Source organism: Bradyrhizobium sp. WSM2254, assembly GCF_000472645.1.
In the GTDB taxonomy this organism is placed as follows: domain Bacteria; phylum Pseudomonadota; class Alphaproteobacteria; order Rhizobiales; family Xanthobacteraceae; genus Bradyrhizobium; species Bradyrhizobium niftali.
The window spans coordinates 20,700-34,608 of the sequence record NZ_AXAB01000017.1 but is presented as its reverse complement, the minus strand read 5'-3'; the positions used below and the strand labels follow the sequence as shown (position 1 = coordinate 34,608).

Annotated in this window: 13 protein-coding genes; 5 read left to right on the top strand and 8 right to left on the bottom strand. The window is 66.1% G+C overall.

Annotated elements, in window-relative coordinates:
* Nucleotides 1-218 precede the first annotated feature (218 nt).
* Entirely contained in the window at nucleotides 219-1,715 is a 1,497-nt protein-coding gene (locus A3M7_RS0112160; protein WP_027544199.1) for a diguanylate cyclase, read from the bottom strand.
* Nucleotides 1,716-1,868: 153 nt separating this feature from the next.
* Here A3M7_RS0112160 and A3M7_RS0112155 point away from each other — a divergent pair, with 153 nt between their 5' ends.
* Entirely contained in the window at nucleotides 1,869-2,132 is a 264-nt protein-coding gene (locus A3M7_RS0112155) for a hypothetical protein (protein WP_027544198.1), read from the top strand.
* Between the two features lie 8 nt (nucleotides 2,133-2,140).
* On the top strand, nucleotides 2,141-2,389 hold the full coding sequence (locus A3M7_RS43965) for a hypothetical protein (protein ID WP_049823336.1): 249 nt from the start codon (nucleotides 2,141-2,143) through the stop codon (nucleotides 2,387-2,389).
* 71 nt (nucleotides 2,390-2,460) lie between these two features.
* Here the strand turns inward: A3M7_RS43965 and A3M7_RS0112145 are convergent, their stop codons facing one another.
* The 3 genes from A3M7_RS0112145 to A3M7_RS0112135 form a co-directional block, all read right to left on the bottom strand.
* Nucleotides 2,461-2,883 carry a hypothetical protein gene (locus tag A3M7_RS0112145; RefSeq protein WP_027544197.1) on the bottom strand — a complete coding sequence of 141 codons (423 nt, stop codon included), beginning with the start codon at nucleotides 2,881-2,883 and terminating at the stop codon, nucleotides 2,461-2,463.
* Nucleotides 2,884-2,963: 80 nt separating this feature from the next.
* Entirely contained in the window at nucleotides 2,964-5,840 is a 2,877-nt protein-coding gene (locus tag A3M7_RS0112140; protein WP_027544196.1) for an EAL domain-containing protein, read from the bottom strand.
* Nucleotides 5,841-5,979: 139 nt separating this feature from the next.
* The gene (locus tag A3M7_RS0112135; RefSeq protein ID WP_027544195.1) at nucleotides 5,980-6,978 is read right to left on the bottom strand and encodes an NAD(P)H-quinone oxidoreductase; all 999 of its coding nucleotides are present in this window, start codon (nucleotides 6,976-6,978) and stop codon (nucleotides 5,980-5,982) included.
* A 113-nt stretch (nucleotides 6,979-7,091) separates the two neighbouring features.
* Between A3M7_RS0112135 and A3M7_RS0112130 the strand changes: the two genes are divergently transcribed.
* Both A3M7_RS0112130 and A3M7_RS0112125 read left to right on the top strand, forming a co-directional pair.
* Complete coding sequence (locus A3M7_RS0112130; protein WP_027544194.1) at nucleotides 7,092-7,283, top strand: DUF1192 domain-containing protein; 192 nt, start codon at nucleotides 7,092-7,094, stop codon at nucleotides 7,281-7,283.
* Nucleotides 7,284-7,785: 502 nt separating this feature from the next.
* The gene (locus tag A3M7_RS0112125) at nucleotides 7,786-8,295 is read left to right on the top strand and encodes a DUF1465 family protein (protein ID WP_027544193.1); all 510 of its coding nucleotides are present in this window, start codon (nucleotides 7,786-7,788) and stop codon (nucleotides 8,293-8,295) included.
* A gap of 310 nt (nucleotides 8,296-8,605) precedes the next feature.
* On the opposite strand, the gene rpmE is transcribed toward A3M7_RS0112125, so the two are convergent.
* Nucleotides 8,606-8,833 carry a 50S ribosomal protein L31 gene (gene rpmE, locus A3M7_RS0112120; protein ID WP_025034016.1) on the bottom strand — a complete coding sequence of 76 codons (228 nt, stop codon included), beginning with the start codon at nucleotides 8,831-8,833 and terminating at the stop codon, nucleotides 8,606-8,608.
* A 202-nt stretch (nucleotides 8,834-9,035) separates the two neighbouring features.
* Here rpmE and A3M7_RS0112115 point away from each other — a divergent pair, with 202 nt between their 5' ends.
* Nucleotides 9,036-10,886, top strand: coding sequence for an ABC transporter ATP-binding protein/permease (locus A3M7_RS0112115; RefSeq protein ID WP_027544192.1), 1,851 nt, complete (start codon nucleotides 9,036-9,038; stop codon nucleotides 10,884-10,886).
* A gap of 199 nt (nucleotides 10,887-11,085) precedes the next feature.
* Here the strand turns inward: A3M7_RS0112115 and A3M7_RS0112110 are convergent, their stop codons facing one another.
* The 3 genes from A3M7_RS0112110 to A3M7_RS0112100 form a co-directional block, all read right to left on the bottom strand.
* A complete protein-coding gene (locus tag A3M7_RS0112110) occupies nucleotides 11,086-11,526 on the bottom strand; it encodes a GNAT family N-acetyltransferase (RefSeq protein WP_027544191.1) in 441 nt (146 codons plus the stop codon).
* A 117-nt stretch (nucleotides 11,527-11,643) separates the two neighbouring features.
* Complete coding sequence (locus A3M7_RS0112105; protein WP_027544190.1) at nucleotides 11,644-12,672, bottom strand: peptidoglycan -binding protein; 1,029 nt, start codon at nucleotides 12,670-12,672, stop codon at nucleotides 11,644-11,646.
* 4 nt (nucleotides 12,673-12,676) lie between these two features.
* On the bottom strand, nucleotides 12,677-13,693 hold the full coding sequence (locus A3M7_RS0112100) for a hypothetical protein (protein WP_027544189.1): 1,017 nt from the start codon (nucleotides 13,691-13,693) through the stop codon (nucleotides 12,677-12,679).
* Nucleotides 13,694-13,909 lie beyond the last annotated feature (216 nt).

Here is a 13,909-nt window from a genome sequence, read left to right as displayed (position 1 = left end):
ATTTCCGCGCACGCATCTCGAGTTTGGGAAGCCACCATCCCTCCACGATGTCGTCCCGGCGAAGGCCGGGACCCATAACCCCAGGGAGTGGTTTGGCGAAGATTCGTCGTTCGGTACTGCTATCGTCCGCAACGATAGATCACGCGGTATGGGTCCCGGCCTGCGCCGGGACGACACCGTGAGTGTGGTGTGCGGCACCGCTTACGACGAGCCGCTCCTCAGGCCACCAGCGACAGCTTCGGAAGGCTCGCGACCACGGACTGGTTGCGGCCGCCGGCTTTGGCGGCATAGAGCGCCTTGTCGGCGGCGGCGACCAGGATCGACCAGTCCATGCCGGCGGCGGGGACGAGGCTGGCGATGCCGCAGGAGACCGTCGACGTCGCCGTATCGTCGGACCAGCCCAGCACCTTGCCGCGGATCGCCTCGGCGATCCTGAAGGCCTCGGTGATGGAGGTGTTCGGCAGCAGCACCGCGAATTCCTCGCCGCCATAGCGGGCGGCGCAGTCGCCGGCGCGGCTCACCGAATCGGAAACGCAGATGGCGATGCCGACCAGCAGCTGGTCGCCGGCCTGGTGGCCGAACGTGTCGTTGTAGGTCTTGAAGTGATCGGCATCGATCATCAGCAGCGCGACCGGCGTCTTCTGGCGCATCGCGCGCCGCCATTCGACGTCGATGACAGCATCGAACTTGCGGCGGTTCTTCAGGCCGGTGAGCGCGTCCGTCGTTGCCATCTCCTCGAGCTTGCGCTCGGCCTCGGCGCGCCGGCCGATCTCGCGTGCGAGCACGAGCGTCGATCCCAGCACGAACAGCGCAAGCGCCAGCACCACGGCGCCGATGCGGATTGCCTCCTTCTGCCACAGCGCGAACACGGCGCTCAGCGGCTTGCCGGCCACCACGAACAGCGGACTGGACCCGCTGCTGCGGACGTAGAGCCGCGGGGTCGCGTCGACCGGGCCCTGTCCGGCGAACGCGCTGCCGACCTTCAGATTGTCGGCCTTCCAGGCCGGCCGCTCGGCGAGGTTCTTGCCGATCACATCGAGATCGAACGGCCGCCGCATGATGATGGTGCGGTCGCGCCTGAGCACGGTGATGGTGTCTTCAGGGTCCAGGCTCAGGCGCTCGAACAATTCGTGGAAATAGCTGAAGCGGATCGAGCCGGCGACGACGCCGAGGAAGCCGCCGTCGGTGTCGCTGATGCGCCGGCTGAGCACGATGGAATAGGCGCCGCGGAACAGCATCGGCCGGCTGATGAAGAGCCCGGCTTCCGGATTGTCGCGATGAACCCTGAAGTAATCCTCGTCGCTCCTGACCTCGGGCAGGGGATCGAGCGAGGAGGCGTCGATGGTCAGCCTGCCGTCGGGATCGAATACCTGGATGGCGCCGAAATGCCGTGCCGTGGTCGCATGGTCGAACAGGATGAGGTGGCGGACCGTCTTGGAGACCGTGGCGAGCTCGGGCAGCAGCATGTTGTTGGCGACCGCCTTCAGCGACAGGTCGTAGATCTCGATGTTGCGGCTGACATCGGAATCGATGGTCGTCGCCAGGTTCTCCAGCGTCTGGCGGGCGAGCGCCTCCTCGCCGCGGCGCATGTCGAGCATGACGTTGACGCAAATGGCGGAAAAGCCGATCACCGTCACCACGGACGAGATGATCAGCAATTTCGCCGAGACTCGCCACGGCCGGCGGGCCATGACTTCGCGCCATCCAGACAGCATCGTTTGCTCCCGATCCTAGTGGATGCGCCCGAAAGCTTGAGTAGTGTTTAAGGTAGGACGGCACTGCCGCAATGAGTTAAGAAACGGTTGATGCGGCTCACGGTTTTGGGCAGGCCTGATCGGGCAAACCCGGCTTCGGACGAGAGGACGACGGTGAACGATTACGACGCGTTGCGCGACTATCTGCTGCGGCAGAAGCAGGACGAATTCGTGCTGAGCTTTGAACAGATCGAGGAGATCATCGGCGCGGCCTTGCCGCGCGCGGCGAACCGCGCCTCGTGGTGGGACAGCCTGCGCAGCCCCGACATCCAGATGCCGCAGCGCGAGGCCTGCCTCGCCGCCGGGTTCGTGGCGACACGGATGCCGGACGGCCAGAGCGTGCGGTTCACGAAGAAGAAGTCGCAGAAACGGTGGTAGCGAGCCGCATGATCCTGCGCTGGCTGAGGGGGATTTCTGGCGCAGCGCTGACCGGATTGGGCGTGCTCTTCGCGCTGGCCTTCGAGGCCCGCTACTGGCGCTGGCGCAGCTGCTTTAACGAGCTCGGCCGCTGCTACGACCCGGTCTCGCAGGACGTCTATCTCGAGCAGGCGGGAATGGTCTGGGGCGGTCTTGCGGCGATTTCGCTACTGGTTGGTCTCGGCTTGGTCATGGGGTTGCGCCGCAGGCCGAGCTAGATCAGGTGGACGCGCGATCCGCCGCGAGCGTGAGAACGGTTGCCGCTAGCCGCGGTGCCGAACCAAGGCCTTCATTGGCGCTCACGGGGCCAGCGTTCGTCGGCGGCGTGTGCTCGTATCAGACATCGGGTCGTCTGCCGGTCGCAGGCGCGCACGCACACGTTGTGGCGGCCCCGAACGTCACCGGCCCCGCCGGTGTAGTCGGCACATGTGCCGACGCAGTTTGCGCCTCGATCCTCGCATCGTGCAGCCGTCACTGCTTCGGCCGACGAGGCGAGGAACATTCCGGTGCCTATGAGGGTGATCGCGTAGAAAAGGTGCCGGGTCATCCGTGACTCCTGAGAAGGACGCCTGGTTTGCTCATCCGAGCCGTTGCGCTTGACGCGTGTGGGCACGCCGAGAACGACAGTGGTGAGCCCAACGACCTCGATGACGAAACCGTTCTGGATCGAATGCTGCGCGCCATTTTTCGCGGCGGTTGAGCAGAGGCCCATTGATCTGGATCAAGCACGGCCTCATCGGCACCTCACCCCGCGCGCTTCGCGGGCGGCGCCTCAAAAAAGGGAGAGGGAGGTTAGCTCGCCGCTTCCAGCCGCACTTCCGTCAGCAGGCGCATCGCCGCATCGGCGTCCATCGGCTCGCCGAAGGCAAAGCCCTGCGCGTATTCGCAGCCCATCTGGTAGAGCTCGACCGCGTCGGAATCGGTCTCGGCGCCTTCCGCCACCACGTCCATGCCGAGGTCGTGCGCGAGCGCGATGATCGACTTCAGGATCACCGGACGGGTGCCGCGGTTGGTGGTGCGCACGAACGACTGGTCGATCTTGATGGTGTCGAACGGGAAGCGCTGGAGATAGGCCAGCGAGGAATGGCCGGTGCCGAAATCGTCGAGCGACAGCCCGGTGCCGAGCTCGCGGATCCGCGTCAGCATCTGCGCCGCGTGCTCCGGGTTCTCCATCACCAGCGATTCCGTCAATTCGAGCTTCAGCGTGCCGCGCGCCACCGAGGAGCGCGACAGCACGGTGCGGATGTCGTGGATCAGGTCATGGCGCAGCAACTGCCGCGAGGAGACGTTGACGGATGCGAAGATCGGCTCGCGCGAGCGCATCGCGCGCTGCCAGATAGAGAGCTGCTTTGCGGTCTGGTCGAGCACGAACATGCCGAGGTCGACGATCAGGCCGGTCTCTTCCGCGATGGTGATGAATTCCGACGGCGCCATGCGTCCGAGCTTGGGGTGGTCCCAGCGCGCCAGCGCCTCGAAGCCCGCGACGGAGCGGTCCTCCAGCCGCACGATCGGCTGGTAGAGGATGGTGAGCTCCTGCCGCTCGATGGCGCGGCGCAGCTCGCTCTCCAGCGTCAGGCGGTCGGTCTTGCGGGCGCGCATCGCCGGCTTGTAGACGTCGATGCGGTCGCCGCCGATGCGCTTGGAGTGATACATCGCCAGCTCGGCATCCTTGATGATCTCGTCCGTCAACTGCGTCTGAGGATCGGAAAGCGCGAGCCCGATCGAGGCCGTGAGAAAGATCTCGCGCTCGTTGAAGGCGATCGGCGCGCGGATGGTCTTGCGGATGGTCTCGGCGAAGGCGGTGATGCGGGCGGGATCCTGCTCCGAGAGCAGGATCAGGCCGAACTGGTCGCCGGCGAGCCGCGCCAGCGTGTCCTGCGGCTTCAGGATGCGGGTGAGGCGGCGGGCCAGCGTCAGCAGGATGGAATCGCCGACCGCGATGCCGACGGAATCGTTGACCTGCTTGAAGCGGTCGAGGTCGATCACCATCAGCGTCGGCCGCAGCGTCGGCATGGTCTTGGCGAAATGCGCGACCCCACCCAGCCGGTCCATGAACAGCTTGCGGTTGGGCAGGCCGGTGAGGTTGTCATGCACGGAATCGTGCAGCAGGCGCTCCTCGGCGTTGCGCAGCTCGGTGACGTCGGTGAGCGTGCCGACCACGCGCGAGACCTCGCCGTCGGAGCCGACCACCGGCCGCGCCTTCAGCGCGAACCACATGAAGTGACCGTCCGGCGTGCGCAGGCGAAAATCCTGCACCAGGCGGCCGCGGCGCTGGTCGAGCACGCTGTCGAGCGCGGCGCGGAAACGGTCCTGGTCGAGCGGATGCAGCACTTCCAGCCACGATGCCGCCGGGCCTTCCAGCGTGCCGCGCTTGAGGCCGAGCAGGGCTTCGGTCTCGGGGCTGGTGAAGACCTTGTCGGCGGAAACGTCCCAGTCCCAGATCAGATCGCCGGAACCGGCGAGCGCCAGTGCGCGCCGCTCGATGTCGGAGACGACGCCGGTGGTGGCGCCGCCGCCGGCGAAGGCGTGCTGCATCACCGTGAAGCCGATCAGCATCACGATCAGCACGAGGCCGCCCAGCAGCGCCGGGCCGACGATGTCGTTGGTGACGGAGCCTGCCACCGTCATGCCGGCCGCGACCACCCAGACCACGAGGAGGAACCAGGTCGGGATCAACAGCACCGCGCGGTCGAAGCCGTGGGTGGAGAGATAGACGATCAGCGCGAAGCCGGCGAAGGCGATCAGCACCAGCGAGATGCGCGCGATGCCGGAGGCCACCGCCGGGTCGAACAGCGCGAGTGCGACCAGCGAGCCGAGGAAGGCGAGCCAGCCCACCGTAATGTGCGAATAGCGCACATGCCATCGACTGAGGTTGAGATAGGCGAACAGGAACACCAGCAGCGTCGCCGCCAGGATCGCTTCACCCGCCGCGCGCCAGATGCGCTCGGCGTTGTTCGACATGTCGAGCACCTTGCCCCAGAAGCCGAAATCGACCCCGATATAGACCAGCACCGCCCAGGCCAGCGCCGCGGCCGCCGGGAACATGATGCTGCCCTTGACGACGAACAGGATGGTGAGGACGAGAGCCAGGAGCCCCGAAATGCCGATCACGATGCCCTGGTAGAGCGTGAACGAGTTGACCTTGTCCTTGTAGGACTCGGGCTCCCACAGATAGAGCTGCGGCAGCTTGTCGGTGCGCAGCTCGGCGACGAAGGTGATGACCGCGCCGGGGTCGAGCGTGACGCGGAAGACGTCGGCGGTCGGGCTTTCCTGCCGCTCCGGCCGGTCGCCGGTCGAGGGCGTGATGGTCGCGATGCGCGACAGCCCGAGGTCGGGCCACAGCAGGCCTGACGAGACGATGCGGTAATGCGGGGCGACAATCAGGCGGTCGAGCTGGTCGTCGGTATTGTTGGCGAGCGCGAACACCACCCAGTTCTGGCCGCCCTCGCGGGCGCGCACCTCGATGCGGCGGACGATGCCGTCGGTGCCGGGCGCGGTCGAGACCTGGATGCGGTCGGCATCGCTGCGCTGATGCTCGAGCACGCCGGTGAGGTCGATCGCGGGCGCGTCACCGCGGACGCTGACGGCGTCGAGCGCGCGCGCCGGGAGCGCGGCGACAACAATCATGAGGCCCAGCGCGATGGGCGCGAGGCACCTGATCAGACGCAAGGTCAGTTCTCCGCGTTCGACGCAAACTTCGTGTGCAAGGCGATTTCAGACCGGACAGAATTGGTTCGGTGCGTCGCGATAGATGCCACGAAAGCGAGGAAAATCAAAGGGTTTCCGCCTTGCCCTGTGGGTCAGAGGCCTATGCCTCCAACACAATTTTGCCAATATGTGCGCTCGTCTCCATGCGCCGGTGGGCATCGGCCGCCTTTTCCAGCGGGAAAGCGCTGTCCATCACCGGTTTGACCCGGCCTTCGCGCAGAAGCGGCATCACTTTCGCCTCGATCGCGGCCACCATCGCCGCCTTGTCCGCATTACTACGGGGGCGCAGCGTCGAGCCGGTATGGGTCAGGCGCTTGACCATGACCTTGGCGATGTTGACGCTGACCTTGGGGCCGTTGAGGGTCGCGATCTGGACGATGCGGCCGTCGACCGCGGCGGCGTCGTAGTTGCGGTCCACATACTCGCCAGCGACCATGTCGAGGATCAGGTTGACGCCGGCATTGCCGGTCTCTGCCTTCACCACGGCGACGAAGTCTTCGGTCTTGTAGTTGATGGCGCGGTCGGCCCCGAGCTTGAGGCAGGCATCGATCTTGTCCTGCGATCCCACGGTGACGAACACTTTCGCGCCAAAGGCTTTCGCAAGCTGGATCGCCATGGTGCCGATGCCGGAGGAGCCGCCATGGATCAGCAGCGTCTCGCCAGCCTTGAGGCCGCCGCGCTCGAACACGTTGTGCCAGACCGTCATCAGGGTTTCCGGCAATGCGCCGGCTTCCTTGATCGACAGCGCCGGCGGCACGCTCATCGCCTGGGCGTCCTGTGCGATGCAGTACTGCGCATAGCCCCCGCCGGCGACCAGCGACATCACCTTGTCGCCGATCTTGTGCCGCTTGGCATTGCTGCCGACGGCGACGACTTCACCGGCGATCTCGAGGCCCGGCAGATCGCTGGCGCCGGGCGGCGGCGGATAGGCGCCGGAGCGCTGCGCCACGTCGGGCCGGTTGACGCCGGCGGCCTGCACCTTGACCAGGATCTCGTCGGGACCGGGCTGCGGCAGCGCCCGCTGTTCCGGCACCAGCACCTCCGGTCCGCCGGGCTTGGAGATGGCGACCACGGTCATTTGCGCGGGCAGCTTGTCCATGATGTGTCCTTGAGCAAAGGTGCGGGAGGAAACGAGGCCATTGCTTAGCCAGCGCGGTCCAAGCTGGCAACCGCCTCAGCCGTGTGACCGGTGCGAACGCAGGAGGAACGATCATGGCGACGGAAGACGACGACCGCCCGCGCAAGAAGATCATGCACGAAATCGGACAGGATCTCTCACTGTTGTCCGTGGAGGAACTGACCGAGCGCGTCGCCCTGCTCAAGACCGAGATCGCAAGGCTGGAAGAAGCTGCCGCGAAAAAGCGCGCCTCGCGCGATGCGGCGAACAGTATTTTCAAGTCGTAATCGTTGTCGTCCCGGCCTAGTGCGCAATTGCGCACGGGGGGCCGGGACCCATACTCCGTGCAAGTCATTTGGCGATCACTCGTAATTACCAGCTGGCGCGACAACTCCACCCTGTGGTCATGGGCCCCGGCCTTCGCCGGGGCGACGGAGAGTTTGTTCCGCAGTGCACTCGGCCACTGACCGACATGGCTAACGAAATCTCAAAAAATTAGTTCGTTTACGGTCGATTAAGCTTTCGGGTTTATGACTGGAACTGTCCTCGTTTGGACACCGAGTGGCTCCTGTCCACTCTGTTTGACGCCTCCCTGTTATCAACTTTCAAAGCCGCCGGTCTTCCGGCGGCTCTTTTTTGCGTCTCGTTGCGGTTGAATTCCGAGGAAAGACCCGCGGAAACCATATCCGTGCTTGTCGCTGGACTCCGCGTCCCGCCCGCGCAATGATTTGTTCATCATAAGCCGGCGCAAAGCCGGACAGGTAAACAGTTGCGTAAGGGGCGTTAACCATGGAACGTTTGCAGGCCGACGGCGCTCTCGTTCAACTTAGCGAGCGGTTCACCAATTCTGCGGCGTTCGGCACGCTGTTCCGCGAGGGCATGGACCTCGTCGAAGAGACCGCCGCCTATCTCGACGGTGCCGGCCGCACCGAGGCCAAGGCGCTCGATCGCGCCGTCAGCCTCACCTACGCGACCGAGAGCATGCGCCTGACCACCCGCCTGATGCAGCTCGCCTCCTGGCTGCTGCTGCACCGCGCGGTGAAGGAAGGCGAGATGACGCTGGTCCAGGCCAACCGCGAGAAGACCAAGGTCAAGCTCAGCGCGGCCGATCCGGGCCCCGCCGACACCATCGAGAAGCTGCCCTTGCAGCTGCAGGATTTGATCCACCGCTCGATGAGCCTGCAGACCCGCGTGCGCCGCCTCGACACCACCATCCACACCCCGCCGGCAGAGCACATCGCGATCGGCAACCCGCTGGTGCCGCACCTCAACGCACTGAAGGCCGCGTTCGAGCGGTAAGCTCGCAGGCGCTGTAGGGTGGGCAAAGGCGCGTAGCGCCGTGCCCACCATCAGTCTTTCGTGCTTGTGACAAGAAGTGGTGGGCACGCTTCGCTTTGCCCACCCTGCGAATCTGAAGGCCGCGTTCGAGCAATAAGGTCACGCGGTCATTCCGGGGCGCGACGAAGTCGCGAGCCCGGAATCCATAACCACGATCGGGAGTATGGATTCCGGGCCCGCGCCAAGAGGCGCGCCCCGGAATGACAGCCAAAAAAACAAAAACGCCCCCGGTTTCCCGGGGGCGTTTTTCGTCGCGGCCGAAACGGCCGGATCAATCCTTCTTGAGGAAGCCCGAGAACTTCTTCTGGAAGCGCGAGACGCGGCCGCCGCGATCCATGATCTGGGCGTTGCCGCCGGTCCAGGCCGGGTGCGACTTCGGGTCGATGTCGAGGTTCAGCGTGTCGCCTTCCTTGCCCCAGGTGGAGCGGGTCAGGTACTCGGTTCCGTCGGTCATCACGACCTTAATCGTATGATAATTCGGATGAATTTCGGCTTTCATGGCAATTCCCTGGGGCGACCGGCGCCTTGCTTGAGTGGCTATCGAATGACGGATTTGGCCGGCTCTATACCCCACAGGACCCTTCAAAACAAGCCATTGTGGGCAAAGGAGAACCGGGCCGTCCCCTAAGGGACATCCCGGATTTGCCACTCCCCCCGCACCGGCCTATGTGGATCAGATCTGTCTCCCTGGGTCCGATCTCATGAGCGCTGTGGAACGGCTTGACGACCAGTACCGCGACGAGCGCGATGCCGCGCCGCCTGAGGCCCCGTCCATCGAAGCCGAGCTGATCGAGCAGCCCGCCAAGGGCCGCGCCAAGCTGCGGCCGCTGCTGACGCTCGCGCCCTATGTGGCCCGCTATCGCGGCCGGGCCGGGCTGGCCTTCGTCGCGCTCACGATTGCCGCGCTGACCACGCTGCTCGTACCGGTCGCGGTGCGCCGGATGATCGATTTCGGCCTGACGCCCGAGGGCATCGAGCTGATCAACAGCTACTTCTCGGTGATGATCGCGGTCGTCGCCGTGCTCGCGCTGGCGAGCGCGGCGCGCTACTATCTCGTGATGACGATCGGCGAGCGCATCGTCGCCGACCTCAGGCGCGACGTCTTCGCTCATCTGCTGTCGCTCTCGCCCGCCTTCTTCGATTCCGCGCGCAGCGGCGAATTGATCTCGCGGCTCACCGCCGACACCACCCAGATCAAATCCGCCGTCGGCGCCTCGGTGTCGATCGCGCTGCGTAACCTGATGATGTTCTTCGGCGCCGCGGCGATGATGGTGATCACCAGCCCGAAGCTGTCGGGCTTCGTGCTGCTGGCCATTCCCCTGATCGTGCTGCCGCTGGTCGCCTTCGGGCGCTGGGTGCGGCGTCTGTCGCGCAATGCGCAGGACACGCTCGCCGAGGCCTCCGCCTATGCGGGCGAGCTCGTCGGCGCGATCCGCACCGTGCAGGCCTATACCAGCGAGCGGTTTGCCGAGAAGCGGTTCGGCGGCGAGGTCGAGCAGGCCTATGAGGCCGCGCGCACCTCGACACAGGCGCGCGCGGTGCTCACCGCCATCATCATCTTCATCGTGTTCGCGAGCGTGGTCGCGATCCTCTGGATCGGCTCGCATGACGTGCTCACCGGCGCGATCTCGCCGGGCCGGCTCGGCCAGTTCGTGCTCTATGCCGCGTTCGCGGCCGCCGGCCTCGGCCAGCTCAGCGAGGTCTGGGGCGAGGTCTCGGCGGCGTCCGGCGCTGCCGAGCGCCTGTTCGAGATCCTGCATGTGCAGCCCGACATCAAGGCGCCCGCGACCCCGCGCGCGCTGCCGGTGCCGGCGCGCGGCGAGGTCGGGTTCGACCAGGTCAGCTTCGCCTATCCGGCGCGGCTCGACGTCAAGGTGCTCGACGCCGTGTCGTTCACCGTGCGCCCCGGCGAGAAGGTCGCGATCGTCGGTCCGTCCGGCGCCGGCAAGAGCACGATCTTCCATCTGCTGCTGCGCTTCTACGATCCGCGCAGCGGCGCGATCTCGCTCGACGGCGTGCCGGTCAGGTCGGCCGATCCGCGGGATTTCCGCTCCCGCATCGCGCTGGTGCCGCAGGAATCGAACGTGTTCGCCGCGAGTGCCCGCGAGAACATCCGCTTCGGCCGGCCCGATGCGACCGATGCCGAGGTCGAGCGCGCCGCCGAGCTCGCGCATGCCACCGAGTTCATCCGCCGCCTGCCCGAAGGTTTTGATAGCCCGCTCGGCGAGCGCGGCGTGACGCTGTCCGGCGGCCAGCGCCAGCGCATCGCGATCGCGCGCGCGATCCTGCGCGATGCGCCGCTGCTGCTGCTCGACGAGGCCACCTCCGCACTCGATGCCGAAAGCGAGACGCTGGTGCAGACCGCGCTCGAAGAGCTGATGCGCCACCGCACCACGCTGGTGATCGCGCACCGCCTCGCAACCGTCTTGTCCTGCGACCGCATCCTGGTGATGGACCACGGCAAGATCGTCGAGCAGGGCACGCATGCGGAGCTGGTGGCTGCGAACGGGCTTTATGCGCGGCTGGCGAGGCTGCAGTTCGAGGGGGCGTAACGAGCGAGACCCGCCGGCAGCCCCAAATTCGGTGTCGTCCCGGCGAAGGGCGGGACCCATAACCACAGGGAGAAGTTTGGCGAAGGCTCGTCGTGATGAGTCTTCCCGCGGTACGACCACCTGCGCGCATCGATAGATCACGCGGTATGGGTCCCGGCCTTCGCCGGGACGACGTTGGCGAGAGACTGGCGCGTAGCGACTACGGCCTCCACACCATCTTCAGCACCGGCCGTCCCGAGGTCGGATTCAAATCGTCGCCGGCATGGGCAAAGCCGTTGCGCTCGTAGAAGCGGATGGCGCGGGCGTTGTCCTTGTTGACGAGCAACGTGACGCCTGAAGGCGACAGGCGCTTGGCCTCGTCCACCAGCAGCCTGGCCGCATCCGAGCCCCAATGCGCGGGATCGACCACGAGCTGGTCGAGATAGCCTTCGCCGTCGATGGTGACGAAGCCGGTCAGCGCGCCATCCTGCTCGGTGACGACGATCGAGGCCTTCGGCACCAGATCCTTGCGCCAGCGCTCGCGCCACCAGTCCAGCCGCGCGGCGAAGTCGATCTGCGGATAGGCCTGCTGCCAGGTGCGATGCCAGAGGTCGATGGCGGCGGCCTCGTCCTCGGGGCGGTAGGGGCGGAGGTGGATCATCGGTGGACACTCGTCATGGCCGGGCTCGACCCGGCCATCCATCCACGTCGAAAGAATCTTCCTTGATGGATTGCCGGGTCAAGCCCGGCAATGACGAGCTGTGGTGTATCCGACACCCTACCGCTCCGTCAGCTTCAGCTCGATGCGGCGGTTGCGCTTGTAGGCGTCCTCCGTGTTGGCGGTGTCGAGCGGCTGGAATTCGCCGAAGCCGGCGGCGACGAGGCGCTGGGCCGGCACGCCGAGCGAGATCAGGTACTGCACCACCGAGATCGCGCGCGCCGCGGACAGGTCCCAGTTCGACTTGAAGTTCGCGCCGCTCACCGGGCGGACGTCGGTATGGCCGTCGACGCGCAGCACCCAGGCGATCTCGGCCGGGATCTTCTTGTCGAGCTCGATCAGCGCGTTCGCCACGGTGTCGAGCTCGGCGCGCCCCTCTGGCAGCAAGGTTGCTTGGCCGGTGTCAAAGAAGACTTCGGATTGGAACACGAAGCGGTCGCCGACGACGCGGATGTCGGGGCGGTTGCCGAGGATGGCGCGCAGGCGGCCGAAGAATTCCGAGCGGTAGCGCGACAATTCCTGCACGCGCTGCGCCAGCGCGACATTCAAGCGAGACCCCAGATCGGCGATCCGGTTCTGCGATTCCTTGTCGCGCTTCTCGCTGGCGTCGAGCGCTTCTTCCAGCGCCGCGAGCTGCCGCCGCAGCGCGCTGATCTGCTGGTTCAGCACCTCGATCTGCGCCAGCGCCCGCGCCGACACCGCCTTCTCCGAATCCAGCGCCTTGCCAAGCTCGGTGGACTTGCCCTGCGCGTCGTTGCCGGCGGCAGCCAAGCCGTCATAGAGGCCCTTGATGCGGTCGCGCTCGGACTCCGCCGAGGCGAGGCCGGCCTTCAATTGCGAGACCTGGTCGTCGAGCGTGAGCTTGCCGAGCTTCTCCAGCGACAAGAGCTCGTTGAGCTGCGCGATCTTGGCGTTGAGCTGCTCCAGCGCCTTGTCCTTGCCGGTCACTTCCTGCGACAGGAAGAACTGCACGACCAGGAACACCGACAGCAGGAACACGATCGACAGCACCAGCGTCGACAGCGCGTCGACGAAGCCGGGCCAGTAGTTGAAGGCGCCGTCGCTGCGGCGGCCGCGCGCTAGAGCCATGTCGCTAGCCCTTCTCGGGCTGGCGCGCGAGCCGCTCCAGCAGGCGCCGGATCTCGCGGTTCTGCTCGCCCTGGCCGTCGGCCCATTCGCGGATCATCTGCTGCTCGGTGCGCATGTGCGAGACCAGCGCCTGGATGGCCTCGGCAAGGCTCGCCATCGCCGCCGTGGTGCCGCGGCTGGAGCTGCCCTCCTCGAGCACGGAGCGCAGCCGCTCGACGGCGGCCTGAAGCTCGCCGCTGGCGACGCCGCCGCCGGCGGCCACGGTCACATCGCCCCGGCCGTATTCGCGCACGGTGGTCGCGAGCCAGTCTTCGAGGTCGGTGTAGAAGCGGTTCTGGGCCTGGCTCGATTGCAGGTCGAGGAAGCCGAGGATCAGCGAGCCCGCGAGGCCGAACAGCGAGCTGGAGAACGAGATGCCCATGCCGCCGAGCGGGGCGGCGAGGCCCTCCTTCAGCGTGTCGAACAGGGCGCCGGAATCGCCGCCGACCTTGAGCCCGTCGATCACCTTGCCGACCGAGCCGACCGTCTCGATCAGGCCCCAGAAGGTGCCGAGCAGGCCGAGGAAGACGAGCAGGCCGGTCATGTAGCGGGAGATGTCCCGGGCCTCGTCCAGGCGGGTCGCGATCGAATCGAGCAGGTGCCGCATCGTGGTCTGGGTGATCGACATCCGCCCGGTGCGCTCGCCGCCCAGGATCATCGCCATCGGTGCCAGTAGTTTTGGGTGCCGGGCAGGGGCGAGGCCGGGATCGGCGATGCGGAAATTGTTGACCCAGGAGACCTCGGGATAGAGCCGGATGACCTGGCGGAAGGCCAGCACGATGCCGATGAACAGCACCGCCCCGATCAGGGCGTTGAGTCCCGGATTGGCGAAGAAAGCCTGGATGATCTGCTTGTAGAGCACCACGCCGACCAGCGTGCACAGCACCAGGAAGACCAGCATCCGCACCAGGAACACGCTGGGCGAGGATAGCTTGGTATACTCGATGTCCATGGGGGAGCGGGGCGAGGCGCCAGACGGCATGGCCGGTGTCATCCGTTACGAACGTGATTGCGGTGCGCACTATGGCACAGCGCCGGCCCAAAAAAAGCGCCGGATGCGCCGATTTCGGGGAGAGCTTCCGGAACCCAAAGCCGAAGCCGCGCTTTGATAAGGACTTATTTTGCAAAACTTCGGCATTCCGCAGGTTTAGGTCGGATTTTTTGCATGGTGACGGATCTCGGGGGACTGGACGTCATC

Coding starts and splice junctions, on each gene's coding strand:
- A3M7_RS0112160 (WP_027544199.1), bottom strand. CDS start 1,715: ATGCTGTCTGGATGGCGCGAAGTCATGGCCCGCCGGCCGTGGCGAGTC.
- A3M7_RS43965 (WP_049823336.1), top strand. CDS start 2,141: ATGATCCTGCGCTGGCTGAGGGGGATTTCTGGCGCAGCGCTGACCGGA.
- A3M7_RS0112145 (WP_027544197.1), bottom strand. CDS start 2,883: ATGGGCCTCTGCTCAACCGCCGCGAAAAATGGCGCGCAGCATTCGATC.
- A3M7_RS0112135 (WP_027544195.1), bottom strand. CDS start 6,978: ATGGACAAGCTGCCCGCGCAAATGACCGTGGTCGCCATCTCCAAGCCC.
- A3M7_RS0112130 (WP_027544194.1), top strand. CDS start 7,092: ATGGCGACGGAAGACGACGACCGCCCGCGCAAGAAGATCATGCACGAA.
- A3M7_RS0112125 (WP_027544193.1), top strand. CDS start 7,786: ATGGAACGTTTGCAGGCCGACGGCGCTCTCGTTCAACTTAGCGAGCGG.
- rpmE (WP_025034016.1), bottom strand. CDS start 8,833: ATGAAAGCCGAAATTCATCCGAATTATCATACGATTAAGGTCGTGATG.
- A3M7_RS0112115 (WP_027544192.1), top strand. CDS start 9,036: ATGAGCGCTGTGGAACGGCTTGACGACCAGTACCGCGACGAGCGCGAT.
- A3M7_RS0112110 (WP_027544191.1), bottom strand. CDS start 11,526: ATGATCCACCTCCGCCCCTACCGCCCCGAGGACGAGGCCGCCGCCATC.
- A3M7_RS0112105 (WP_027544190.1), bottom strand. CDS start 12,672: ATGGCTCTAGCGCGCGGCCGCCGCAGCGACGGCGCCTTCAACTACTGG.
- A3M7_RS0112100 (WP_027544189.1), bottom strand. CDS start 13,693: ATGCCGTCTGGCGCCTCGCCCCGCTCCCCCATGGACATCGAGTATACC.